Genomic DNA, 24637 nt, shown 5'->3' on the forward strand with positions numbered 1-24637 from the left:
CCACCGACACAGAATCCTTCTGTGCCAGTGAGGATGTCGGTCCGCGCAGCTATGCTCCTGCACGTGACCGGCAAGGAGATCGAGGTCTACCGCCCGGCGGCGGCACCGGCGCTGGCCGACGCGGAGATCGACCGCATCCGAGAGGCGTTGACACCGCTCGGGATTACCGATCTGGACTCTGACGCAGAGCTGGCGGTAGCACCGCTGCCGTCGCTGTCCGCCGAGGATGTCCGGCTGATCGGGGAGTCCACCGCAACAGCGCAGGCGCGCAACACGATTCGCTCCTACACGACCGACTGGCGACGCTTCGAACGCTGGTGTGCAGACAACGCGACGCGGGGGCACCAGGCGCTGCCCGCCCACCCCTTCACCGTCGCGCTCTACATCAGCGAAGCCGCCGCACTGCACGACAAGAAGGGGCTGCGACGCTACGCGCCACCGACCCTCACCCGGTGGGTAGCCGCAATCGGAGACCGCCATCGCGCGGCTGGCTTCCCGCATCCAGGCTCGGCGCGGATCGTCACCGAGGTCCTGAACGGTATCCGCAGGGCCTGCCGCGACAAGGGCGAGCGCAGGCCCAAACGCGCCGAACCCGTCCTCGTCGATGACGTCCGCGAACTGGTCAGCGAGGCCCGGCGCCAAGCCGACACCGGCGCTCAACGCATCGCAGCTCACCGCGACGCCGCACTGCTGCTGATGGGCTTCACCGGGGCGTTCCGGGCCTCAGAGATGACCGAGCGATGGCTCGAAGACATCACCCCGCACCGGCACGACGGACTCCACGTCCGGCTGCGGATCTCGAAGGGATCGCAGGAGGAAGAAGTGGTGGTCGCGCTCCCGCGCGGCACCGACCCCGCCACCTGTCCACCCTGCGCCTGGCGACGATGGCTCGACCTGGTGACCGCCCATGACGCCGGCGGCCGTAGCCACGTGCAGCGCCTGCTGAGCAAGAGCGCCGACCGCTATGAGCGGCACGTTTGCCGCGGGCGCTGGCCCGAATTCCCAGACCCGAAGAACCCGGCCTTCCGTGCAGTCGACCGGCACGGCAACATCGCCTCCACCGCCCTGACAGCAGAAGCCGTCGGCGATATGCTCCGCCGCCGGTTAATAGCAGTCGGGTACGACGATGACGAAGCCGCCGCGTACGCGGGGCACTCACTGCGCAGCGGCTTCGTCACCCAAAGCCACCGACTCGGCGCCAGCGACTACGAAATCCAACGCCAAACCCGTCACAAATCCGTAGCCATGCTGCGCGTCTACGCCCGCGAACACGCGCCCCTCGTCGGCAATGCCGCCACCCGCCTGCCGTGGTGAACCCCGACCAGGCGATGCGCTACCGGTACGACTGGGAACGCTTCACCGACTGGTGCATCGCCCACGGTCACACGCCATTGCCCGCCGACCCGACCGTGATCGGTGCATACCTCACCGCCTCACCGGCCGCACCTGCCACACAACGAGGTCGCCTCAGCGCCATCAACTGGGCCCACCGCGCCGCGGGACTGCCCGCACCCGGCCGGGCCCCTGCCCTCAGAGAAACTCTGAACGCTGCACGCGCCGAGCGGACAGCACGGCTTCAAGGTCTTATCGACAACATCCTGCCGAGCCTGCCGGTCTGGGGATGGCCCGCAGGGCTTTTCGGCCGACGCGACGCGACGATTCTGCACCTGGCGCGCTCAGGTCTTCCGTTCGCTCAGATCGCCTCCCTCATGCGCCAGGAGATCACTGTCACGTCCGAACGAGTCACGGTCGGTTCTGGGCCTCTCGTAACCCTCGGCGCCACCGAGGACTCGGCCCACTGCCCCGTCGGAGCCTTCCGCCGATGGTCGGCAGTTCTCGATGTCGTCCCGCGACCGACAGCGGTCTACCTTCTTGAACACCACCTCGAACGACAGAGCCTCCCGGAGATCGACGTCGACCGACCGGCCGGTGCTCCGGGCCCGCTGCTCTTTGCGCTCGATCGCGACGGCAACCCTGCCCTCAAACCCACGCCACTCACCCCGGGCTCTATCGGGATAATCACCGCCTCCCACCTCCTCGGCCGAGCACCCGCTCATCGCCCGCGAAAGCGGCAACGAGCCGACGAGCCCCCCTCGGAAGCCACACCCGTATCCGAGGACCATGCTCCTCCACTCGGTGAATACTTCGAGCGAGGTACCGCCGCCCGGAAGCGCGGACTCGACTCACTGGCAGACATCGAAGCCCTACTCGACGCCGCCGAAGCTCGGGCGGATCGCGTGTTGGGGACGTGGGGGTAAACCGCGGTTTACCCTCTCATTTCTCCTTGAACTGCCAAATCTGGGCTGGTTTGGGCGCCGGAGGCGAGGTCAGACGAGGTCGAGGCAGCGCACGTCACCGGTGATGGCGTAGCGCCGGTAGGCCAGGGCTTCGTCGGCGGGCAGGCCGATGTCGTTGGCGAACATGCTCACGAGCTCAGCGACGTCGGTTTCGGGTTGGTAGGCGGGCGCGAATTCCAGGATCAGCTCCCCGATCTCGGCGGCTGTCCTATGCAGCTGCTCGACGAGCGCGCGGTCCTTGGCGTGTTCCGGTCTACCCGTCACCGCGCGCGGAGCGGGACGGGTGCGGATCGCGCGGGCGACATCGCGCATAAGCGCGGTGACATCGTCGGCGGCGATCGGGCCACCGGCGGCGGCGACTCGCTCGGCGAGTTCGGCGGCGAACTCCTCGACGCGGCCGTGCAGATCCCGTAGGGCCCGGCCGGACAGTCCGATGTCTCCCGCGGGAGACAGCCCGAGCGCGGTGCCAGCCTCCAGCAGGCTCTGTGTGGTTGTTGCGATCTCGATCAGCCGGTACGCCTGGGCGCGGCTGATGCCGAGCTCGGTGTGGGCGTAGTCGGCCCATGAGGTGTAACCGAGCGCCAGCCATACCCGGGCACGGTGCGCCCGGCGCACCCGTTCGGCGAGCACGGCGCCCGCGCGCCCTACATCGGCGATCGCGTCCCGCAACTCACCGGTCAGGGTTCGCGCCGCCGTCACATCGACCGGCGCCAGCAGCTCGGGCGGGCCGTCGCTTGTTTGTTCGGCCATTCCTCGATGGTCCCACTCCCGCCCGCGTGGAGCTGGCTTTGAGGAGGAAACGAAGGAGGCCAATCGGTCAACGAGGCCCCTGTTCAGTTCGCCCGACTGGGAGTGCGCCTTGAGATCTTTGGTTAAGTCGCGGTCTACCCGACCATGCAGTGTGGGAAGTTTCGGTGTGTACAGAGCGAAGGAGGACTGGAGGGTAAACCGCGGTTTACCCTCCAGTCCTCCGATAGAGCGCGCACAGACTGCGGATGGGGCGGTAAACCGCGGTTTACCGCCCCATCGCAAACTTCCCACACAGTCGGCCCGTCGGGGCCGGATGCTTCCGAAGTTCAGTGAACCCTCGTAGTCAGCGATCTACTGATCGCTGGAGGCGGAGATCTGGTTCAGTTGCTCGATCAGATCGCTAACGCCGTCCTGGTCGAGATGGGTGTAGAGCGCCGACGCAAGGACGTTGGTGCCAGCGCCCCACTTCTTGAGCGTCTTGGCGATCTTCACAGCGTCAATGCTCTGTGGCTCCGACCTCGAGCCGCCGCTGTCGTCATCCCCGCTGAGCTTCTTTTCAAGCAGGGCCGCCCATCGAGCTACCTGTTCCGGCTCCGGAACACGGCCGAGTTCACGCGCATCCCGGACCGCCAGCTCACCCGCCCGCAGCTTCGCTTGGAGTTCCGGGGCGAGCTTCAGCAAGGTGAGCCTCTGCGAGACCCACATTTTCGACTTCCCGAGCTGTCGGCCGGCCGCAGCACCATTACCGTCACAGTCTTCGACGAGTGCCTGAACTCCCCGTGCTTCATCGATCACGTCGAGGTTCTCTCGTTCGACGTTCTCGCGGAGCGATGCCGCACGAAGCGTCGCTCGTGTCGCTGCGACTTCGTTCTTAATCACGACTTCGAGGGTGGTGCGTCCGTACTCGTGGGCCGCCCGCAAACGCCGGTTCCCGTTGACGACGACATATTTGGCTGAACCAAGTTGCGACTTGAGATCCGGCCACAGTTTCAGGAATGCGTCACGATCCACGATGAGTGCGGGTTGGAGCTGGATCTCCGCGATGGATGCGAGGTCATCGACATTCACCTTCTCGCGTGGATTGAGTGGATTGCCGATGAGATCTTCGAGACTGATCTCTAATGGTTTCCCGTCAGGTACGTGCGCACGAGGCGCCTGTTCACGAGCCGGCGGCGCGTTGCGGCCATCGACCGTTGAGTTCGCGCCGGTCGAGTCCAGGAGATCGGCGAAGTCGGCACGTCCTCCCTTTGCCATCAGCGGGCTCCTGCCTTCAGCTCCAGAGCCAGTTTGCTGAAGTCCGCCTGTGCCAGCATCGAGACACGGTTGCGGGGATACTCCGTGACGACGAGCCCGTCGGCCGCGGCCCGGGTGTGGACCTTGTAATGCCGAATCACGGTGTTGGCCAAGGGCCATCCGGCGCGGTTGATGTAGTTCATGGTCTGCTTGAGATCTGAGTCGCCATCACGCGGATCCCAATTGTTGATGACCACCGTGAAGTCCAAACCGCGCGGCTTGATGACCTTCTCGATCGTGCGGGCGGTTGGATCGAAGCCCAGCGGCTCAGGCTCAACAGGCACGAGGACGTGGTCTGCAAGGTCGAGCACTGCGCGAAGTGCATCGGCCGATGCGCCGCTGCCAAGCGCATCGCTGTCGCTCTCACCGTCCTCCTGGCCGATCCAGCCGGGGGTGTCGACGTACACATGCTTGATGCGGTTGCCATCCTTAAGACTTCGCAGTCCATCGACGTTGTCGTGCGCCTGAACGATGTGGAACGGCAAAGACTTCACCCTGTCAGCCCACCAAACCGCCGACCCCTGCGGGTCGATACTGACGGCCGCGACCGGCGAAAACGCGTCGGGATCAGATCCAGTGAGGGCGTCGGCCGTCGTAGCCGCCAAGTTGACGGTCAGGGTGCTCTTGCCGACGCCACCCTTCTGGTTCAGAACGACCTCGACATACGCCATGGTTCTACCTCCGTTTACTTCGCCCAGTTGTAGTGGGCTACTTCGGATTTGATTGAGAATCGCCGCGATGGAGACTACGGCTGTAAGAGAGAATATAAGATAGATTTCTAGTGTCAACGCTTACGACGGCGATTCGTCGAACGGACCACACGACCAATGTCTATCTCATTGGAGGAGCCACTTGTGAAGGCTGTCCCAAGTACACCCGCCCACGGCGAAGCAGCGGTGTCCTCGGGGCCGGCTGTGGAGCTGCCGGTGCGCAAGGGTGTCGGTAAGAAGCAGTTCGGTACGCAGTTGCACGCTTCAACGATTGCGCGGCTTGAGTGGATCAAGAAGCGCGGCTACGTCATTTCGAAGACTGTGGACGATGCCGTTAATGCATGGTTGGACTCTGCCGGGGTGCCCCGACCGGACGAGGAGGGGCGGATGCCCGAGAGCTGACGTCCACATCCCGCGGAGGGTCAATTCGGACCCGTCCAGAGTCCAACGTCTGCCCTTGAGCCATTTCGTCACTGTGACAGTTCGGCAAGCAATGAGGCTGTGTAGCGCTCCGGCGGGTCGGCCCTAGCGATCAAAACGGGCGTTTTAGTGACCCCGCAGTGTGGGAAGTTTTGACGGGAAGAGCCACGCGGGATCGTCAGGCAATTGCCTCGCCCGCCGGGGTAAACCGCGGTTTACCGCCTGTTCGCAGTGTGGGAACTTTCAGTCGGCCTGCCCAAAGGTCGCCGTTGTTTCGGCGGACATTGCAGCGGCAGTCAGCTGCTGCGCCTTGGCGGACGCCCGAACCTGCTGCGTGTGGCCGAGTTCGCCGAAATCCGCATCATCCACCGCACCGCCCCTCAACAGGTGCTCCACGACCGCATCGCCCATCGCGCCGAGCACGACCCTCACCGGCGCGCCCACAACGACGCGGGCCTGCTCGCGCGGTTTCGGTTCGCTCCAATCAGATTGAGTCAATCGAACCATCCAATATCATTGCCGGGCCGATGATTTCGGCACCGGCCTGAGCGTGCAGGGCAGCCACCTGTCCCATCAGCAGCTCGCATGGGCACGATTTCGGACGGGCGATCGAGGCGGTGTGGTGATGAGGAACCGGTACGCGGGCGGATGTTCGTGGTGTTCGGTATGGGTCTACGCCGAAGGCGGGTTCTTGTCCGGCGACTCGGACTCCGGCTGGAGAATCGAATGCGCGACCTGTCACTGGTTATCAGAGACTTTCTCGAACGGCGTCGATCCAGACGAGTTCGACTGGGAACTACCCGCGCCGACCGGCTGCGCCAAATCGGTCCGCATCCGCGTGCTTGGTCTGACCCGGCCCTGCTGGAAATGCAGTCTCGCCACCGTCTGTGTTTGTGGCATGTACCCCGACCGTCCCGCCCGAGGCTATTGCGGGCTGTTCACCACCGAAGATGACAACGCAATGTCCACCGCAGCCCAACTGCTGCGATCAGCCGGCTGCACGGAGATCGAGGCGACGATCCGGCGGACGCACAGCAAAACACGCCGCACCGCAGTCCTCGCTGTCTGCTGCACCGGATGCGGTGCCATGCAAGGCAACTTCATGGTCGGCGAGACGGCCCTCTCCCTGGTCGCTGGCGGCGGAGTCGATGCCTTGGACACCCTCGCCGTCGCCAACTGCCCCGCCGCAGACTGGCAGTACATCGTGCACCACCCACTACACAGCGTCATCGCCGTATAGCACCTGGACAAATCTGTCGGGATGTCGCGAGCACTCCCGCCACCGAGAAGCCGAGAAGCAGCCCAGCGGACTCGACTCGACTCGGCCGAAGCCGACAATGTTACGGATGATCAAGTCCCCCGGCAGCAGTGACCGGCGGCCGGTCCGGCGGCCGACGGTCATTGCGCCTGGAGACTTGTGGCTGAACACATCCGAACTGGCGAAGGGCTTCCTTCCACGCCCGAGAATGCACACTAGGCGGCCAGTGTCAACTGGGAACTCCTCTGAATTCCGCCTCGCCAATCGGGGTCCCGCAACCCCATGTGAACTGTGCGCGGCGCGAAGGCCAATACCTTACGGTCCTCCTCTGTGAACGAGCCCGCCGAGACGCGGGAGGCCGTGTCCGCCAGGCTGTTCCGCTTATCGAGCCAGTCGAACCAGGCCGAGCGCGCAGATGATGCCAGAGCTTCCAAGGTCTGCCTTCGCGCAGCTCGACGACCTTCTTGCTGCTCGCATGTCAGGTTGCGCCACCAGCGCTGTTGGTAGCGCAGGGACCGGTACGCCTTCACTGCTGGAGAGGAGCTCGTTGCGAGGCTTTCTCCTGGTGGGAGGTCTTCGAGAGCTGCGCAGCGTGTGCGCCAGTGGTGGCGTTCACGGGTGAAGCGGTGGCGGAGTAGAGTGCGGTCGGCGCGGCCGGAGGGGGCTGGGGGGAGGGGGGTGTCCTTCGGACAAGTGGGGGAATTTTTCGAAAGCTCCGCATCAATGAAGCGTTGAGCCGCGGGCCCAATAGCGTAGGCGTGGCAGTCCTTTGCCCCTCCGCCGTAGTGGTGCGCTGTCGTGAGAAGCTCGTGCTCGATGAGCAGATCCCGGCACACGCGCACGGTCTTCACATCGATTCCCGCGCGAAGTGCGATGTCACGTACGGAGATTGACCCTTCTCGCCGAATGAAGACGGATGCCAGGTTCAGCAGAAAGATCTCGCAGTTCTTCCGTCGTTGTGGGCGGACTCCGAGGTCGGTCGCATCGAGAGCGGCCTTTAGTCCAGCCGATACAGCGGCGATCTGAGCGTTGTCGGCGGCCGACTCGGCGTGTGGCTGCTCGACGGACTGGCGGCGGCGAGGGCGCTGGAGCGCTGCCTGATCAGCGGCCCGGTCCCAAATGTGTTGCCACTTCTTCCGGCCGATCTTGCGGCATACAGCCGGGCTTGCGGAGCTCACGCGCTGCCAGGCCTGCTCTGCCGTTAGACCTTGTTCGGCGCACACTGTCGTGTGGGCATCGACCCAAACGTACCTCCTCCAGCGGTGTTCTCCACGCTCGGAAGCCTTTGTGCCGGATCGGTTCTGGACTTCCCACGCTTGCGCTGCCGTGTAGCCGCTGCGGACCATCGCACATACTTGGCCGTATTCGCGTGCCGAACGAGACGTGTCGGGTCCAGTTGCCGCGCCTGATTGGCGGGGGCGACGTCGACGGGGCTGCGACGCGCACACCACTGCGGTGGGCTTGTTTGTGGCCGGGATAGCCGCCGGAGTCAGCGTTCCGCCGAGAACACGGCAGGCATAGCCCTTGCGATGCGGTGCGTCCAGCAGGCGCAGGACGCTGCCTGAGCGGTCATCGACGGGAACGCCGTAATCTTTTGTGAGCTTCTCGCACAGCTGGTTCCACTGCTCCGCCTGCTTTTGTGAAGCACGGGCCCCGATGACATGCCGCCCTCCTGGCCGGCCGGATTCGCGTGCGACGTACTTCAGTCCCTGAGTGTGCAGCCATGCCACAAGAATTTCAGCGACGGCGTCGCCCAGTACGGCATCGCCGGACAGCGGGTCTATATCGGCTCCGAGGACGCCGGGCCTCAGCGTTCCGCCGGCGGTGACCACTTCGCCTTTCCCAATCGCGGCGTACGCCTCCTCAAGGGAGCGGGTACGACGGGGCGAACGGTTCTCGGCGTCGATGAGGACGTAAGGACCGGCATAGATGACTCGGTCCAGCTCTCGAAGATCGCGGTTTGGTGGCGGTGGAGGCCCGCCGCTCCGTTCTGAGGAGGGTGAGTTTTCGACACGCTTCGCCGTTTCAGTTGAACCGGATTTTGGGCGTGCGGTATTCTCGACCCTGGATTCCTTCAGCAAGGGATGGCCTTTCGTTGCTGAGGGGGTGCACCGCGGAGATGAGAGGGCAAAACTCATCCCCCATGGACGTACCGGGAGCTCTCGGCTAGGCGTGGCTGAGGGCTTCCGTCCATGTGGTTAACCCGGTCGATTGTTCAGTTGGACGTCTGATATTCCGCGTTGTCTCGTCGTGAGGCGCTCTGGCGTGAGTCGCCCCTAACTACGCGACCGACTTCCGCTTCCTCGAAACCTCCTGGCTCCTGCTGCTCGTTGGTAGGACTTCCTGGTTCTGCTCGTCAGGTACAAGGATCTCTTCGACTTGGACTCCGCGCCGCTCGCATACCAACAACGTCAGCAGCCTGCTCCGATCGCCACCAGTTTCGGCGGCGGCCAGTTCGTCGATCAGCTTGTCGACGTTTTGGTGCAGCTTGAAGCCGTACGTCTTCGGGGTGTACGACAGGCGCTTTACTCCAGCCATGCGCGACATCCTTGCATGGAGAGCTAGCGTCTTGCACGCGACACGCTGATGTTGGTTAACCAAGATGAAGTCCTCCTCTCCCGACTATTAGACTCTTTAGATACATTAACGCACAAGATCGAAACTCGAGGTCAGCACGATGGTCCGCCAGCGGCCGGGGCACCGGCCGCGCCGCGTGAGTGATCGTCACCACACTGCTGATGGCTGTGGGATCCTTGGCGGGTGCACGGGCCCAGTGAGGCCGATTAGCGAAGTGAGGGGGTCGTAGGTGGCTGCTTCCGATGGCGGGATGAATACATTGGTCAGAGACGATGTTGATGCGGCTCGCGCGGCCGTGGCGCCGTACACGCGCCCGTTCTTGGGCGTCTACGACCTTTGGGTCATCCAGTTCTCGAACCGGTTCGCGTGGCGGTGTAGTCCCGAGGTCATGCTGCATCTGTACAACGAGCACCTTGGTCGGCGCCACCTTGAGGTCGGCCCAGGATCGGGGTGGTATCTGGCCAATGCAGAGCTGCCTGCCGAGTGCTCCATCACATTGATGGACCTGAATCCCACGCCGCTGGCATATACCCGGCAGCGGTTGGAAGCTGCGGGCGATTGTGTGGTGAGCACGGTGTCGGGCAGCGTGTCGGAGCCGGTCCCAGAGGGTGCCGGTTACGGGTTCGACTCGATCGCTTTGAACTTCGTGCTCCACTGCGTGCCAGGCAGTTTCGCGCAGAAGGGTGTGGCGTTCGGTCATCTGGCTCACGTCCTGGCCGATGATGGTGTGCTGTTCGGGTCCACGATCCTCAATCGACGGCCGAGCACGCTTTTCGGACGAGCTCTTTCCCTGGCGTATGGGCAGGTCGGTGCGTTCAATAACACCGACGACGATCGGGCGGGGCTCGAGGCGTCCTTGGCGGCCGCGTTCAAGAAGTTCTCTATCGCCGAGGTCGGTGATGTCACGCTGTTCACCGCGCAGCGTCCGCGGCGCTGAATGCAGCTCTGCCACGGTCACTGCCGACGGCTCAGCCGGAGTTTGAATCCGCGGGGTTTGAGGGTGATCTGCTCGGCGATATCCAGCTTATAGCCGGGGTCGTGCTCGAAATCGAATGCGTGCAGGACGTGAGCGAGGGCGAGCATGATCTCGTGGTAGGCGAACTGGCGGCCGATGCAGGCCCGTGTGCCCGTGCCGAAGGGCTTGTAGACGGGCTTGTAGTCCTGTTGGCCGAGGTCTCGCTGTCGTTCCGGTAGCCAGCGGTCGGGGTCGAATTCTTCAGCGTCGGGGCCCCAGGTGCTCTTGTCGCGGTGCGCCTGGAGGGTGAGCACGAACACCCAGTCACCCTTGTCGAACCGGTAGCGGCCCTTGCCGATAGTGGTCTCGTGACGGGCTTCGCGGAAATAGCCGGGAGCGATCGGCCACAACCTCAAGGTCTCGTCGACGATGCGGCGGACGTAGCGCAGCCGGGCCACGTCCTCGAACGCGATGCTCGGCCGGTCGCGGCCGGGGAAACGCTCGTCGATTTCGGCGCGGGCCTTCGCGGCGAGCTCAGGGTTGCGGGCGAGCTCATAGAGGGCGAACGAGAGGACTCCAGCGCTGGTTTCGTGGCCGGCTACCAGGAAGGTCAAGATCTGGTTGCGGATGTTGAGCGCGTCGAGCTGCTCGCCGGTGTCCGGGTCGGGCACGGTAAGCATCCGGTCGAGCAGATCACCGTGCTCGCCAACGGTGCCGCCGGCCTTGCGGGCGGCGATCACGTCGTCAACGACGCGATGGACGTAGACGATATCGCGTTTGTGCTGCGCCGCGGCGCGGCGGCCCAACGTCTTTTGCAAGAGCGGCGGGAGGTTGGAATTGCGGTTGATGTAGGTCAATCCGCGCAGCATCGCGGCGACGAACGGGTCTACGTCATCACGGGTGAACGAATCGAAAGAGTAGGCGAAGCCAGCACGGGAGATGATCTCAAGTGTCAGCTTGTTCATGTCTTCGGCGACATCGACCTTTTCGCCTTCGCGCTCACCCCAGTAATCCAGTAGCTCGCCGACCGCATCGCCCATGGTCTGGTGGTAGCCGCGCATCGACGCTTGGGTGAAGGCGGGAGCGAGGATGTTGTGCGCCTTGGCCCAGTTGGGTTCATGGTTGTACGCGGTAAACAGGCCGTCACGGGCGACGGGGCGGATCTTCTTGAACAACACCCCGACGTGCTTGGTCCAGTTGGCCTCGTCGTTGATCTCGGCGATGAGGTCAGCGCCGGACACGACGATCATGGGCCAGTTGACGATCCGGCGCTCGAAGATCGGACCCAACTGTTGGGCGTCACGCATAGAGGTCTGGGTCGGCTTGACGGGGTTGATCGTCAGCAGGTCGCCGAGGAACGGTAGCCGCCAACGTGGGTGTGGCAGTGCGGGATTGAGGTTGGTGCTGGTCGTGCTCACTGCCATGGGGGTCCTATCTGGTCAGGGGCCGTGTCATCGGCTACCCGTGGGTGGTGGTCAGGCGACGCGCGTGCGGCCACGCCTTGGCGAGCGCGAGGAGCTGGCGCAGCTCGGCGGTGAGGTCACGCGCACCCAGTTGCGCGGGATTGCGGGGCATCGAGGAGCTAGCCACAGGCGCTTGTCCGGCTTGCTTGGCGTCGATCGCCTTTGCGATGCGGCGGGCGTAGGTGTGGGGGTCCTGGCTGGTGTCGTCCAGCTCGGCTTCGCTGTCGCAGTAGCGTTTGAGGTGCAGCAGGCTGTCGCGGATCTCAACGGTCATGCGGTGCAGGCGAGTTGCCGGTTCGATCTGTCCGCGCCGGCCACTTGGCAGCTCCAGCACGATTTCCGGCACAGCCGCGGTGAGGTCGCGCCACAGTGGCCGCAGGCGTCGGCAGTAGCGGCCGGTGCGGTCCCACCCGGTGAGGGTCAGGACTGTGCTGATCAGCGGCACTGCGACCACGCCCCCAGCCCAGATGGTTGCGATAAAGAAGGTCAGCGCCTTGGTGTCCATCTCGGGATCGGTCGAGGGCTTGTCCTGGATGACTTCGGCGGCAGTGAGGATGGGGGTGGATGCGGCATCCAGACCGATGACGATCGCGATGCCCAGAACGCCGAGGTAGAGCGTGCGTTCGCGCCAGGTGGTGTTCGCGTCGGCGGTCCGCATTTCGTGGACGCTGATGCGGGCCACCAGCAGTGCGGTGGCGCCGATCGGCAGGTAGAACGCCATCCACGCAATGACGGCGGGCCAACCCATGGCCTGGTCGATGAGCTGATCGGCGCGGCGCGCGGGAGTTCCAGCGATCAGCACGATGACGCTGGCCGTGATCGCGACCAGGTCGTAAGTGCGCTGCCTGCGCCAGGTCTGGGCGGGGTCCGCGCCAGCCCACAACTGTGCGATTCCGTAGATGCACGAGACGGTCAGCACAATGAACCCGAAGGACAGCTGTCGTGCGACGTTCACGACATTGGCGTCGTCGAACGGCAGCAATACCACGAGCAACTTCTGGACTCGCGCCTCACGCAGTAGCAGCCCGACCAGCGCCGCGGTGAGCGCGCGGTTGATGAGCCGGTTGGTGTCACCATTGCGCAGCAACCACCATCGACCAGCAGTGATCAGGGCGATCAATGCCAGCACCGGCCAGGCGATGATGCCTGGGATCGGGGAGGTCATCGGTGCCGACCCAGGAAGAAGGTCGACCGGAACCGGCTCGGTTGCCGGCGGGGCAGAGTCGCTTCGACCATCACCATATCGGCGAAGGTTTCGGCGGCGCGTTCGCGGTCGTTGCCGTAGTCCTGGCGGCGTAGGACGCTGCGGATAGCGTCCAGCGAAAGCGATGGCATCAGCGCCTCCAGCGGCAGATCGTTTGCGCTCATTGGGGACTCGCTCACGGTCGAACCGTGGCCGAGCAGCATGTGCCCGATCTCGTGGGCGACGATGTGATCAGCGTGCCAGTCGGTATCGGCGCCGTACATGATGATGTCGTCGTCCTCCCGCGCGATCCACAGTCCGCTGCCCGTTCCACAGCCAGTACCCGACAGCGCGCCCGGGTCGATCGGGCGAATGGTGATCGGCCGCCCGCGGTACTCGGCTACACGGGCAACGTATTGCTCGGTGTCCCACGGGTAAGGGATCGGCACCAGGCGACTCAATTCTTGGAATCGCGCGGCCAGATCGTCCATTACGTCCCTCCCCCTTTCCGATCAGTCGCGGGCGCATATTCTCTGCCCACGCTGTTGATCATGTTCCCTACTTCCGAACTCTAATTGTCCTGGTCAGGAGTCTGTGGGTCGTCAGCCAACCGCGAGAACTCACCGGCGAGCTTCTCGATGTCGACCTCGTCGCCGCGCAGAGCCAGATGCCGGACACCGGCATCGCGGGCTGCTGCCAGCAGGCGCAGTTCCCTGTCGATAGCCGCAGCCGCGGCGTCGTCGCCGTTGAGATAGACCGCCGGGACTTGAAAGTGCTGCGCGATGGCCGTCAGCGTTTCGGTGTCGAATGGCCGGTCATCGTGGGCGCCCGTGCGCAGAGCATCGACTTCAGCGGCGGATACGATCTTCCCCAGCGTCGCGCTGACCGACCGCGCGACGTCGTCCACCGATTGCTCGGGCTCCGTGCGGGTATGGAACGTAGCGAACAGCTGGTTCAGTCGCGCGCTCAAGGGCAGCTGGGCACCGTCATCGGTCCGCATCCCGATCACCTCCTCGCTGCCGGTAGCGCTGCTCGAACTTCTGGCGTTGCTCCTCCCCGAGGCCAGCAGCCGAGCGGCCGCCGAGCAGCCAACGCCGATACAACTGCTCTTCGGCGTCCGGGTTGCCGGGGTCGACCGGAGCGGACAGCGCATCAGCGAAGACGGTTTCGAGCCCGGGATGCGCCGCGTCCTTGCCGCGGTTGCGTTCCAGCATAGTGGTGGCCCAGCGGCCGACTATCAGGCTGACCTCCCGATTGAACCGCGTGGCGAGATCTTGTACAGCCTCGGGCGGGAGCTCCCGACCGGTATCGACGGCGGCATTGAGGTCTCGCTGCAAACCCATCAACGCAAGGATGCGGTCGAGGGAGACCTGCACATCGGAACCCGCCAGCTGCAACGGGGTCGCCTTCCGCTGTTCCTCGAGGCCGACCGGCTTCTTCGCGCTCCAGTACGCCGCCGCCGCAGATCCCGACACCCAGCGCAAGCCGGTGTCGAACTTGGCGAAGATCTGCTTCTGCGGGTTGTCCAGGTCACCGCGCTCGGTCCGGACCAGAGTCGGCACGGCGGGCCCGCCCGCAGCGCGCACCTCTGCCATGGTCAGGCTGAGGCACTCACGGCGAGCCTTGACGACGTCCGCGAAGAACTCTGGATGTCCGGAGGGCATGGAGCAGAAGTGTAGTCAGATGTTCGTAGGAAGTCAGCTATTCCAGTCACGAAAATAGTGCTCCGTCGATATATGTTAGCGATTTCTTAGTGAAAAGTGCTTGCGAGCAACGTCTCGGGAAACTACGCTCCGGAGGTGTGCGATCTCACGAAGCGCTCGCGTTAGACGATCTCACCTGCCGGAACCGCTCAGAGTCTCGGCAGAGCCCGGAGCCAAGGGGTTCACGATGCCGAAAAGGCGAAGTCTGGAGCAGGATGGGCACTCAGGCAGGTGCGCCGATATCCCGCTGGCGCGCACGTTCATAGGAAGCGCGCACTTCGTCGGACGAAATCCCCAGCGCGGCGGCGAGGCGGCCGGCGTTCTCGTCGGTCAGGGCGGCCGATCCTTCTTCGAGGCGGCCGATGGACGAGCCACTGATCCCGGTGAGTGCAGCCAGATCCGATTCCAGCAGACCACGCAGGACGCGCCAGTCACGCAGGTAGCGCTTGTCGCGCGGAATCGGCACGAGCTCCTCCATCGAAACCCCGAGCAGCTTCGCGACCCGAAACAGCAGGTTGACCTGAGGAGACTTCTTGCCGGTCTCCCACTGCTGGATCGTCGCGACACCGACCTCCGCCAATCGCGCGACTTCGGCCCGGCGGCGCAAGTCCTCGTTGGGGTGCTCCTCGCGGGCACGCCGCAGCGCCTCGGGGTCGAATCCGCGTGTGATGCGCCGCGTCACCGCGCGCGCCGGGGTCGGTGATCCATCAGGAGACACCTTGCCGCACCCCCTAGAGAAGTCTCGCAACGTATGCAAGTATCGTATGGGAATAACGTATCATTCCAGAAAGGTAGGCCGATAGGAAACACGTGAGGGTGTGACACCGAGTGCCGAACCTGCGGGTGCAACCGCAGCGGAGGCCACCAGGGGTCACGAAGTGAAGGAACCTTCCCCCCGGTGCAACGGGAGGAAGGCCCAGTGATCACTCCAGGGATTCGCGGATGCAACCGCCCCTGGAGCAAGTGCAGAAACTCAGGAAGGCTCTGCAATGACAACACTAGATCGTGCCGCGTCGAGCGCGCGTAGCGATAAGCCCGAAACTCCTATCCGTTATGCCGGATTCTGGCACGTCGGGACCGGAGCGGGCACCCACCGCTTCACAGGGAAACGAACCGACCTCATCCGTGTCGCGGTGGCACCGGCCGTCGCGACCGCTGTCCTGCTGACCGCCTCCGGACTGGCGCAGGCCGCTCCATCGGAACAGCCGGGAATCACCGGTCCCGCCAAGCCGCAGGAACAGCCCGGTGTGACAACCACCCCGCCGGTCCCCCAGGTTCCTCAGCAGCCGCAGGAGCAGTCGCCGCTGGGCAATGTGATCCCCTCGCCCGCGCTGCCGAGCGATCCCAGCCAGTACCGCAACCCAACCCCGCCGTCTGGTGGGGGCTACACCAGCCCGTCGACGACTCCGCAGCGGCCGGTGCCGCAACAGCAGCAGGACTCGCCGTCGCTGGCCCAGGATCTGCCCAGCTTGCACGCCCCAGGACCGGTGGAGCCGCCGAAGGTGATCATTCCGCCAGCACCGGACAAGCTGGGTCTGGGTGATCTGACCGTCGACCGGCCCGACTGGGTGCCCGCCGATGTCGCGTGGAAGGTCAACGGCCACATCGCGCTCATGCAGCGCGACACCAACGCCGCGCTCCAGTCGGTCGGCATCAACGCCTCACGCGCCGATCTCATGTCCGCCGCGATGGTGGTGGGCGGTCTGACCGGGTTCTGCGTCGGTGCGGCCGGTGCCGGTGTGCCGCTGGCCGTCATCGGCGCGGTAGGGGGTGGCCTGATCGGTGGCACGATCGGCGGGATCGCCGGTGCGGCAGTCGGGACGCTGATCCCCGTGCCGGGCCTGGGCACCGTCACGTCTGGCGTGGCCGGAACCGCGGTCGGCGCGGGAGTCGGCGCTGCAGTCGGCGCTGCCGCGCTGGGCATCCCCGCCGCGCTGGCTGGCGGTGCTGCCGGTGCTGCGGTCGGAGCACTCGCCGGTGGCGTTGCCACGGCCGGTGATGGCTCGGATTACGTTGCGCCGCCGGAAGTTCCGCCCGCTTCGCCTGTGCCAGCCCCCTCGCTGCACGATCAGCTTCGCGCGCAGGCCGACGCCGCCGTCGCCACGGGTGAGCAGGCAGTGGACTGGGTGCAGGCACAGCCCGGCGGGCAGCAGGCGCTCGACGCGGTCGCTTCGGCCGGTGAGGCCGCAGCGCAGGCATGGCAAGCGCAGCCGCTGGCCGAGCAGATCAACACGACCGTGGGCCAGTTCGCCCAGAACGTGGTGACCGCCGCCAAGAGCACTCCGGAGACTGCGGCGGTGGCCGATGCCGTCACCAACGTCGTCGCCGAGCAGCCTCCGTTCACCCCTGAGCAGCTCGGGCCCTTGACCGACGCGGCCAACGGTGCGTTGGCCGCCGTGCAAGGGCTGGTGCGCTGATGTCGGCCCCGACGATCGGCTGGCGGGCAGCCAGCTCGCTGATGATGGCGGCAGCGCTGATCTACACCGTCCCGGTGGCTGCGTCAGCAGAGCCGGACCCGGCCCCCGCGCCGGTGGACTGCTCGGACGTGATCGCGCTGGCCGTCCCCGGCACCTGGGAGACCAACGCCGGCGCCGACCGCAACACCGTGCCAGGAATGCTCGGTCAGATCACCAGTCCGCTTCTGACAGCGCTGAATTCGGCACCTCCGACCGTCACGGTGGCGACACCACTGGCTACGGCGGTGCGGTCCTCATCGACGCGCACCTCCGCCGCGCAGAAGCCGAAGATGGCGTCGGTGCGTGCCGAGCAGGTGCCCTACGTGGCGCAGGTGGGCGGCCCCATCGCGGGCATGTTCACCGGAAATCCGCTCACGCTCACCCAATCCCGGGCGAACGGCGAGTCGGCGCTGGAGACGCGGGCCAAGGAATTGGCCGAGGCGTGCCCGCTGTCGAAGTTCGTCGTGCTCGGCTACAGCCAGGGCGCGTTGATCGCCGGTGATTTCCTGTCCAAGGTCGGCAACCGCAAGGGTGTCATCGACCCGTCGCGGATCCTGGCCGGAGCGCTGCTGTCTGACCCGAAACGCTCGGCGTCCTCGACGTCCGATTCCAACAGCACGACTACGACCTCGGCGAAGAACACCAAGCTCTCGTCGGTCTCGGAGACCCTGATCGGCTCCAACCCCGGCGGCGAGGGTGTCCTCGGTGAACGCGACGGCGGCATGGGCGTGCTGGCCGAGCGGGTGACCACGATGTGCGCGCCCAACGACTCGGTGTGCTCGCTGTCGGGCAAGAGCAAGGTCGTCGCGGCGGTGGTCCCGCTGCTCAACCTCACCCCCGAGGACCTGCCGGACTACCTCATTGGCAAGGGCCTCGAGCTGGTGAAGAACGTCGCCGAGGCCGATCCGACGGTCATAGCCAAGGCCGCCAGGTCGGTGATCACCGAGTTCACCAAACTCGGTGTGGCAGCGGCGACTTCGCCGGAGACGCTGCCGATCGCGTTGGCGGAGATGGTGTTCTCCTCCACGATGCTCGACGACGTCGCCAAGGTGATCAATATGCCCGAGTTCGACGCCCTGGTGTCGCTGACCAAGCCCGATGAGCTCATCCAGCAGGCATCGCAAGCGGTGTCGTACCTGCTGCTGAACGCGCACCGTTCCTACGCCAGCAGCTACAAGGTCGACGACAGTGGCGACACCGCCACGCAATGGATCGTGAAATGGCTGACCTCGAAAATTCAGGCCGGTTTGTGACCCGGTGACTTTCTTTCCGCTGGCGCTCGGTATGGGAGTGCCGGACGCCAGCGGAAGAGAGTGGCCACTTTACACCCGTTCTCTCGTCGTTTGGACACCGGAGAAATACAGCACCGTCGATATGCGGTGGATACGAACTTTCAACACATCTGGGGAGGTGTGACCGCGATGAAATCACCGTCGAAATGGGCAGCGCTGGCGATGGCGCTCATCATGATTCCGGTGCTGATCGTCGCGGTCTTCGTCGACGGCGACAAAGACAATCCGAGTTTCGCACAGGGAAAGCTGGCGACCGGCACCGTTCCGCCGGAATACGAGGCGTGGGTCATCCGGGCGGGCACGCTTTGCGAGGAGATCTCGGCCCCGCTCATTGCCGCGCAGATCGAGCAGGAATCGGGCTGGAACGCCAAGGCGGTGTCCCCGAAAGGCGCGGAAGGGCTGAGCCAGTTCATGCCCTACACCTGGCCCTCCTACGGCACCGACGCCAACGGCAACGGCGTCATCTCACCCTTCGATCCTCCCGACGCGATCATGGCGCAGGCCAAGTTCGACTGTACGACCGCCGCGCAGGCCAAGAAGGACCTGGCCAGCGGCCGTATCAAGGGCGACCTGATCGACATCGTGCTCAATGCCTACAACTGCGGATACGGCTGCGTGTTGGCCAACGGCGGCCCCCAGATCATCAATGGCGAGACCGAGGGATACGCGCCAGGAGTCAAGGCCAAGATGGCCAAGTACACCCAGATCGGCACCGGTGGCGGCGTGTTGGCCAATTGCAGCCAGTTCCGCCCCGGCGCGGCATTCGGCGCGAACGTGGCCGCCGCGGCGCTGTGCTGGCAGGGCACCCCGTACGCCTGGGGCGGAGGTGGCCTCGACGGGCCGTCGCAGGGAATTCATGACGGAGGTGTCGCCGATTCCTACGGCGACTACGGAAAGGTGGGATTCGACTGCTCCGGCCTCGTCGTTTATGCCGTCGGTCAGGCGAGTGGGAAAACAATGCAGCTTCCCCACTACACCACATATATTCTCAATGATTCGCGCGGGCAGCGGGTGACGCCCGGGGATATTCAGCCGGGGGACATCGTTTTTCCTGGCGGAGGAAATCCGCAGCACGTCGGAATTGCAATCGGCGACGGAAAAATGGTGGAGGCCCCCCAGTCGGGCGAAGTGGTTAAAGTGTCGCCTTTGTCGAATTTGGGATCGGGAATCGAAGTCAGGCGGTTCGGATGAGCAGGAATCCAAAAACAATGACGCCAAGAACTATGTGGACAATACACGCCGCCGCGCTAGCCGGGGTCGCGTTGGTAGTGGCAGGGTGCTCGTCGGACAGCTCGGAGCACAGCAGCCAGACGCCGACCGCGCCGAGCACCTCGTTCGTGACGCCATCTGAGACCACCTCCCGGGTTCCGGCGACGCCGCCGTCGACGCCACTGGCGGCTCCGGCCACGCTCCCGGCCGAGATCGGTCCGGTCGACCAGACCAGCATCGACGCGGTTGCCGTTGCGGTGGCACGGATTTGGTACGGATGGGACACCACACGCGACCTCGATCCGCACGACGCCAAGCTGCGGGCGGTGCCGCTGCTCGAGCCCCGGCTCGCGCAGTTGTTGCGCGACTATCCGCCGATCGCTGGGCCCGGCGCGGACTGGCTGGATCTGACCGCCCGCTCGGCCGTGCTGACCGTGCCCGCCGATGGCGTCCGCCCCGGCGTGGAGGCCGGCGCACCCGCCGACACCGCGACCTCGGCGACGCGGCTGCTCGAGATCACCCAGAAGGTCAGCACTCCGGACGGGCCCCTGCCGGACCGCCACCTGGTGGTCGGTCTCGCTCTGGTCAAGATCGGCGCTGACTGGCGCGTGTCCCAGGTGGGTTCGCGATGAGCGCGCGCCCGCGGCGACCGGTGATCGGCGGAATCGCCGGTGGCGTCGGCACGACCACGGTGGCGCATCTGCTCGACGGCATCGACATGGGCGTCATCGAAGCCAACGGCACCCAGAGCGTTGATGTCCTGGTGACCCGCGCGACCGCCGTCGCGGTGAGCTGGGCCATCAGCACCGCTCAGAAGATGCCCGTGCGCCCGGTCCTGGTCGTCGTCGCTGGTAGCGAAGGTCGCTGGCCCGCGGTGGTGGAACGACGGCTGAAGATGGCCGCCACCAACCTGGCCACCCCGGTGCTGCGGCTGGGCTGGTTCTCGCCCCTGGCCGCCAGTGACAACCCCTGGGAACTGCTGGCCACCGGCGTCTTCGATGCCGACCGCAAGACCTACAGGTGGGCTGACCCCGCCCGCAAGTTCCGTGACGAGCTGGTCCACGCCGTGATCGCCGCCATCGAACGCGAAACCACGACCGCCGCCAGCGACTCCGATCCCGAATCCGCCGACGACGAACATGAACGCCCCGTCATGCGGGTGTCCTAACCGATCACAAAGAAAGGAAAGCCAATGTCCACACTGCTACTGGCCGCCGACTGGCTGGCCCAGGTGCCCAACCCGCCCGCCAAGGAACTGCCCGGCGAGCTGGGCAATCGCGTCAACGACGTCCTTGGCTACGCCAAGACCATCTGCTATGCCCTGGCTTTCGGCGGACTGCTAGCCGTAGCGGGGATGCTGTTCATCGGGTTGCGTGGGCGTAGCGACACCGCCAAGAACGCCCTCGGGCACCTGCCGATGGTCATCCTCGGCGTCGTCATCACCGGCGGCGCGGGCGGAATCATCCAGGCGTTCCAATGAAACGGGCCGTCTGGGCGTTCGTGCTCACCGCGGTGCTGACCGTGGCGGGGGCCGGAGCCGTGCACGCTCAGCCGCCGACGACCGCCCCGGCCCCCTCCCCGAGCCAGCAGCTCAGCCCCCAGAGTCCCGGAGGCGGCGGCAGCGGGGAACAGATCCCCATTCGCGACCCCAAAACCGGTGGCGTGCAGTGGGACAAGTTCGGTGGAGATCCCGCGAACGCCCCCGGCGATCTGGATTCCTTCATCGCCGACGCGCTCGGCTGGCTGCGCACGCTCGCGCTCGCTTGCGCGGTCGGCGGAGTGCTGATCACCGCCGGAGTGCTGATGGTGGGCATCCGAGGCCGCTCGGAACAGGCCAAGAAGGCCCTGCACTCCCTGCCCGTCGTCCTCGGCGCCACGGTGCTGTCCGGGTCGGCCTACACCGTCATCAACACATTTCTGTGAAAGAGGTTGAGCCACAATGCCACTGACCACACGAGAGTTTCGCGACAAGACCCCTCTGACAGGGGTGCGCCGCCGGTATCTGGTCGGAGCCGCCTGCGCCGCGGCGCTGGTTCTCGTCACCGTCGCGCTGGTCGGCTCCGGCTCCGACGGCGGGAACGACGCCACGAGCACCGGAACCACTACAGGCACAACAACCGTCGTGACGACCACCGCGAAGGGGTCGCTGGTCCCCCAGGTTCCCGTCAGCCGTAGCCCCGCCGATCCGGACTGGCTGACCGCTGCACCGCAGGGAGTGTCCTGGCAGCGCGTCGACGGCGCACCCTTGCCGTTCAGCGGCTCGGATGGGCCCACCCGCATCGATGGCGCGGTCGCGGCCGGCTACGCTCACACCCCGCAGGGCGCGGCCATCGCCGCACTCCAGATCAGCATGCGGATCCTGTACTCGCCGGACTTCGTGCGCATCCTCGATGCCCAGGCCGCGATCCCGGATGCCGACCGCCTGCAGATCGTCACCGCCCGCAATACCCAGCCCCGCCCGGACCCGGCGGCGGTGCAGGCCAGCACCGTTCAGCCCGCCGGATTCAAGGTCGGCGCCTACACCGGCGACGCCGCCACCGTCTATTACGCCTACCCCCGACCTTCCGGTTCCTACCGGATCGCCCGTCAGGCAGTGGTATGGCGCGATGGCGATTGGCGCTACAGCAGTGATCTGATCGCACCGGCGCTGCCGGAAGCGGCAGACCTGACCGGATTCACCCCGCTGTAGCGAAGGAGACGTCGATGTTCACCACCCGGGAATTCGCCGAACGCCCCGCGAGCCGAGGCCCGCGCCTGCCGCGCCGCTGGCTGCTGGTGGCCGCGGCCGCCGTGCTGGTCGTGATCGTCGGAATCGTCGTGGTCGCCGTAATGCGCGACCGGACAACCGATTCCGCGACCCCGGCCACGCCCGGTGCCGTCGCCACCGCGACGCCGCCGCGCGACCTGGAATGGAAGCTGATCAACGGCGTCCGCCTGCCCTTCGGCGCGGACGGGCCCGCCCAGGTCGACGGTCCGCGTGCCCACGGCTACACCCACACCCCGCAAGGCGCGCTCATCGCGGCCTGGCAGATCTCCACACGCGTGCTGACCGACACCCGCTACGAGCAGCTGCTCGGCACCCAGGTACGTGCCGATCTTGGTCAGCAGCAGCAGGTGCGCAACGCGGTCACCCAGACCCGCAACCTGTCCTCGGAAGAGTTCGAAGCAGCCTTCCGCCAACCGATTGCCTTCCAGTTCGCCACCTACACACCGACTTTCGCGCGGATCTACTTCGCGGTCCCGTCCAACAAGGGCGGCTACGACTTCCAACGCCGCGCCGTTCTCTGGGACGGCAACGACTGGGTCTACCAGGTCGATTCCGGCCTTCCCGAACTTCCGAATTCCACGGGCCTGAAAGGGTTCACGACCTTCTAGGAGAGAGGACGTGCGATGAGCACCGGGACACGTTCGAGGCTGCGGCCACTAATGCTGGTCGGGTTGCTGCTGGCGCTGCTGGTGGCCGGGCCCGCTGCGCTGGTCTCGGCCGCGCCACCAGCGAACATGCCGCAGAAGCTGTCTGAACTGACCGCCGAGCAGAAGAGCTGGCGCGACAAAGACGGTGTGATCTGGTGCTCTGACCATCCCCAGTTCCCTGGCTGCGACGGCAACCCGGATACCGGCTACCTCTACCCGAACGACGACACCCTGTATCGGGCGCAAATCAACAACGGGGCAAAGGAAACCACGATCGACCTGAGCCCGGGAACCGTCGCCGACAACACCGTCGGCAAGGCCGTGGACTCCGCATTCGGCAAGGCCGCCGAATCCATCGGTAAGTTCTCCGGTGACCTGCTGGTCGAGTCGATGACCTGGTGGATCGGCACCGACTCGATCAGTCTGTCCTACGCCGGAGTGATGGCGGGCAAGGCACCGGTGCAGAAGGTCGTGTTCTTCATCATGATGGCCGGGATCTTGACCTCCGCCATGGTGATGATGGTCAGCCGCCGCACCGAGCCCGGCGCGCAGGTCCTGCTCGGCGGAGTCAAATACGTCGTCATCTCCTCGATGGCGCTGATCGTGCTCTCCGGCGCAATCCACGCCGGAGACGACTTCGCCCACCAGATGATCGACACCGACGCCAACCAGTTCGGCCAGCGGGTGCAGGCGATGCTGGGCACCTCCACCATCGGCAATCCCGGCGGCGTGCTGCTGCTGGGCATCGTCGCCTTCCTCCTCGGCGCGATCCAGTGGGTGATGGGCTTCATCCGCCAAGCCGGAATCATCGTGCTGTACAACATGATTCTGTTCGCCGCCGCCGGACAGCTCACTACCTGGGGACGACAATGGTTCCCCCGCATCGCCTCCACCTGCGTGGCGCTGGTGCTTTACAAACCGATGGCGGCGTTCATCTATTCACTCGGCTTCCAGCTCATCGGCCAGGAACAATCGCTGACCACTCTGGTCACCGGCCTGATGGTGGTCGCGCTCGCGGTGATCGCCCTCCCGGCGATGCTGAAGTTCTTTGACTTCATGGGTATGCACGTCTCCGGCGGCTCTGGCGCACTCGGCGTCGCAGTCGGCGGCCTGGCCGGCGGTGCCCTCGGCGCCGCTGCAGCCATGGGCGGCAGCGGGTCAGGTTCCGGATCCTCCTCTGGTGGAGATGGATTCGCGAACTTCATGTCCGCCACCGGTCCCGGCGGCGGAGGCGAGCACGACCCGTCACCAGGCAACGGGGGCTCGCAGGCCCTGACCTCCGGCGGCGGACAGTCCCAGCTGGAATCTGGGTCCTCGCCCAAGGCCATCGGCACCGGCAACAACGGCCTCGAACTCGAAGCCGGACCCGGCCCGCAGCCCGAAAACCCCGATGCCTCCGGGACACCCGCCACACCGAGCGACAGCGGCGGCTCCGGCGTCGACGTCGCCGGGGCCTCCGAAGCTGGCGGAGCCGCTGCGGCCGGTGGCGGATCAACGGCGGCCGCAGGCGCCGCAGGGGCAGCCACGGGCGGGGCCTCCATGGCGATCCAAGCGGGGCTCTCGGCGGCCAGCTCGGCCGCCGCGGCCGCCGACGACGTCAGCTCGGAGATGACCGGCGACGACCTCGGGCCGGAGCGGCAATGAGCGCCAACACATC

General features: G+C 65.7%; 27 protein-coding genes. 14 read left to right on the forward strand and 13 right to left on the reverse strand.

Going from position 1 to position 24637, the window contains the following annotated elements:
- The first annotated feature begins 63 nt into the window (after nt 1-63).
- Complete coding sequence (locus ACW2Q0_RS21065) at nt 64-1314, forward strand: site-specific integrase (protein ID WP_457192599.1); 1251 nt, start codon at nt 64-66, stop codon at nt 1312-1314.
- Nucleotides 1315-1676: 362 nt separating this feature from the next.
- Here the strand turns inward: ACW2Q0_RS21065 and ACW2Q0_RS21070 are convergent, their stop codons facing one another.
- From ACW2Q0_RS21070 to ACW2Q0_RS21085, 4 genes are all read right to left on the reverse strand, one after another.
- The gene (locus tag ACW2Q0_RS21070; RefSeq protein ID WP_457192600.1) at nt 1677-2123 is read right to left on the reverse strand and encodes a hypothetical protein; all 447 of its coding nucleotides are present in this window, start codon (nt 2121-2123) and stop codon (nt 1677-1679) included.
- Nucleotides 2124-2327: 204 nt separating this feature from the next.
- On the reverse strand, nt 2328-3047 hold the full coding sequence (locus ACW2Q0_RS21075; protein ID WP_457192601.1) for a hypothetical protein: 720 nt from the start codon (nt 3045-3047) through the stop codon (nt 2328-2330).
- A 351-nt stretch (nt 3048-3398) separates the two neighbouring features.
- Nucleotides 3399-4301, reverse strand: coding sequence for a ParB/RepB/Spo0J family partition protein (locus tag ACW2Q0_RS21080; protein WP_457192602.1), 903 nt, complete (start codon nt 4299-4301; stop codon nt 3399-3401).
- On the reverse strand, nt 4301-5011 hold the full coding sequence (locus ACW2Q0_RS21085; RefSeq protein ID WP_457192603.1) for a nucleotide-binding protein: 711 nt from the start codon (nt 5009-5011) through the stop codon (nt 4301-4303). Before ACW2Q0_RS21085 ends, ACW2Q0_RS21080 begins: the two co-directional genes overlap by 1 nt.
- A 243-nt stretch (nt 5012-5254) precedes the next feature.
- Here ACW2Q0_RS21085 and ACW2Q0_RS21090 point away from each other — a divergent pair, with 243 nt between their 5' ends.
- On the forward strand, nt 5255-5452 hold the full coding sequence (locus ACW2Q0_RS21090) for a hypothetical protein (RefSeq protein WP_457192604.1): 198 nt from the start codon (nt 5255-5257) through the stop codon (nt 5450-5452).
- 261 nt (nt 5453-5713) lie between these two features.
- On the opposite strand, the gene ACW2Q0_RS21095 is transcribed toward ACW2Q0_RS21090, so the two are convergent.
- Nucleotides 5714-5968 (reverse strand): hypothetical protein, encoded by a 255-nt coding sequence (locus tag ACW2Q0_RS21095; protein ID WP_457192605.1) that lies wholly within the window; start codon nt 5966-5968, stop codon nt 5714-5716.
- 193 nt (nt 5969-6161) lie between these two features.
- On the opposite strand from ACW2Q0_RS21095, the gene ACW2Q0_RS21100 reads away from it, so the two are divergent.
- Nucleotides 6162-6710, forward strand: coding sequence for a hypothetical protein (locus tag ACW2Q0_RS21100; RefSeq protein WP_457192606.1), 549 nt, complete (start codon nt 6162-6164; stop codon nt 6708-6710).
- A gap of 233 nt (nt 6711-6943) precedes the next feature.
- Here ACW2Q0_RS21100 and ACW2Q0_RS21105 read toward each other — a convergent pair whose 3' ends face one another.
- Both ACW2Q0_RS21105 and ACW2Q0_RS21110 read right to left on the reverse strand, forming a co-directional pair.
- Nucleotides 6944-8809 carry a hypothetical protein gene (locus ACW2Q0_RS21105; RefSeq protein WP_457192607.1) on the reverse strand — a complete coding sequence of 622 codons (1866 nt, stop codon included), beginning with the start codon at nt 8807-8809 and terminating at the stop codon, nt 6944-6946.
- 199 nt (nt 8810-9008) lie between these two features.
- Nucleotides 9009-9266, reverse strand: coding sequence for a hypothetical protein (locus tag ACW2Q0_RS21110; protein WP_457192608.1), 258 nt, complete (start codon nt 9264-9266; stop codon nt 9009-9011).
- Between the two features lie 268 nt (nt 9267-9534).
- On the opposite strand from ACW2Q0_RS21110, the gene ACW2Q0_RS21115 reads away from it, so the two are divergent.
- Complete coding sequence (locus ACW2Q0_RS21115) at nt 9535-10242, forward strand: class I SAM-dependent methyltransferase (protein WP_457192609.1); 708 nt, start codon at nt 9535-9537, stop codon at nt 10240-10242.
- Nucleotides 10243-10259: 17 nt separating this feature from the next.
- Here the strand turns inward: ACW2Q0_RS21115 and ACW2Q0_RS21120 are convergent, their stop codons facing one another.
- From ACW2Q0_RS21120 to ACW2Q0_RS21145, 6 genes are all read right to left on the reverse strand, one after another.
- Nucleotides 10260-11684 (reverse strand): cytochrome P450, encoded by a 1425-nt coding sequence (locus ACW2Q0_RS21120; RefSeq protein ID WP_457192610.1) that lies wholly within the window; start codon nt 11682-11684, stop codon nt 10260-10262.
- 34 nt (nt 11685-11718) lie between these two features.
- Nucleotides 11719-12888, reverse strand: a complete 1170-nt coding sequence (locus ACW2Q0_RS21125) for an MAB_1171c family putative transporter (protein WP_457192611.1) — start codon at nt 12886-12888, stop codon at nt 11719-11721.
- Complete coding sequence (locus ACW2Q0_RS21130) at nt 12885-13397, reverse strand: hypothetical protein (protein WP_457192612.1); 513 nt, start codon at nt 13395-13397, stop codon at nt 12885-12887. The genes ACW2Q0_RS21125 and ACW2Q0_RS21130 overlap by 4 nt, the downstream gene beginning before the upstream one ends.
- 80 nt (nt 13398-13477) lie before the next feature.
- On the reverse strand, nt 13478-13813 hold the full coding sequence (locus tag ACW2Q0_RS21135) for a hypothetical protein (RefSeq protein ID WP_457192613.1): 336 nt from the start codon (nt 13811-13813) through the stop codon (nt 13478-13480).
- Between the two features lie 79 nt (nt 13814-13892).
- Nucleotides 13893-14570, reverse strand: a complete 678-nt coding sequence (locus ACW2Q0_RS21140; RefSeq protein WP_457192614.1) for a hypothetical protein — start codon at nt 14568-14570, stop codon at nt 13893-13895.
- Between the two features lie 262 nt (nt 14571-14832).
- Nucleotides 14833-15327: a helix-turn-helix domain-containing protein gene (locus ACW2Q0_RS21145; protein WP_457192615.1), complete on the reverse strand. Its 495-nt coding sequence runs from the start codon at nt 15325-15327 to the stop codon at nt 14833-14835.
- Between the two features lie 271 nt (nt 15328-15598).
- On the opposite strand from ACW2Q0_RS21145, the gene ACW2Q0_RS21150 reads away from it, so the two are divergent.
- The 10 genes from ACW2Q0_RS21150 to ACW2Q0_RS21195 all read left to right on the forward strand — a co-directional run bounded on the left by ACW2Q0_RS21150 (nt 15599) and on the right by ACW2Q0_RS21195 (nt 24624).
- Nucleotides 15599-17026, forward strand: a complete 1428-nt coding sequence (locus tag ACW2Q0_RS21150) for a hypothetical protein (RefSeq protein ID WP_457192616.1) — start codon at nt 15599-15601, stop codon at nt 17024-17026.
- Complete coding sequence (locus ACW2Q0_RS21155) at nt 17026-18318, forward strand: cutinase family protein (protein ID WP_457192617.1); 1293 nt, start codon at nt 17026-17028, stop codon at nt 18316-18318. The genes ACW2Q0_RS21150 and ACW2Q0_RS21155 overlap by 1 nt, the downstream gene beginning before the upstream one ends.
- A gap of 168 nt (nt 18319-18486) precedes the next feature.
- Nucleotides 18487-19548, forward strand: a complete 1062-nt coding sequence (locus ACW2Q0_RS21160) for a C40 family peptidase (RefSeq protein ID WP_457192618.1) — start codon at nt 18487-18489, stop codon at nt 19546-19548.
- A 146-nt stretch (nt 19549-19694) separates the two neighbouring features.
- Entirely contained in the window at nt 19695-20198 is a 504-nt protein-coding gene (locus tag ACW2Q0_RS21165; protein WP_457192619.1) for a hypothetical protein, read from the forward strand.
- On the forward strand, nt 20195-20734 hold the full coding sequence (locus ACW2Q0_RS21170; RefSeq protein ID WP_457192620.1) for a hypothetical protein: 540 nt from the start codon (nt 20195-20197) through the stop codon (nt 20732-20734). The genes ACW2Q0_RS21165 and ACW2Q0_RS21170 overlap by 4 nt, the downstream gene beginning before the upstream one ends.
- 24 nt (nt 20735-20758) lie before the next feature.
- A complete protein-coding gene (locus ACW2Q0_RS21175) occupies nt 20759-21046 on the forward strand; it encodes a hypothetical protein (RefSeq protein WP_029930802.1) in 288 nt (95 codons plus the stop codon).
- Nucleotides 21043-21489: a hypothetical protein gene (locus tag ACW2Q0_RS21180; protein WP_457192621.1), complete on the forward strand. Its 447-nt coding sequence runs from the start codon at nt 21043-21045 to the stop codon at nt 21487-21489. The genes ACW2Q0_RS21175 and ACW2Q0_RS21180 overlap by 4 nt, the downstream gene beginning before the upstream one ends.
- A gap of 16 nt (nt 21490-21505) precedes the next feature.
- Nucleotides 21506-22255, forward strand: a complete 750-nt coding sequence (locus ACW2Q0_RS21185; RefSeq protein WP_457192622.1) for a hypothetical protein — start codon at nt 21506-21508, stop codon at nt 22253-22255.
- Nucleotides 22256-22269: 14 nt separating this feature from the next.
- Nucleotides 22270-22941 carry a hypothetical protein gene (locus ACW2Q0_RS21190; RefSeq protein WP_457192623.1) on the forward strand — a complete coding sequence of 224 codons (672 nt, stop codon included), beginning with the start codon at nt 22270-22272 and terminating at the stop codon, nt 22939-22941.
- Between the two features lie 15 nt (nt 22942-22956).
- On the forward strand, nt 22957-24624 hold the full coding sequence (locus tag ACW2Q0_RS21195) for a hypothetical protein (RefSeq protein WP_457192624.1): 1668 nt from the start codon (nt 22957-22959) through the stop codon (nt 24622-24624).
- Nucleotides 24625-24637: the final 13 nt, after the last annotated feature.

The sequence above is a fragment of the Nocardia citri genome, from assembly GCF_054065835.1.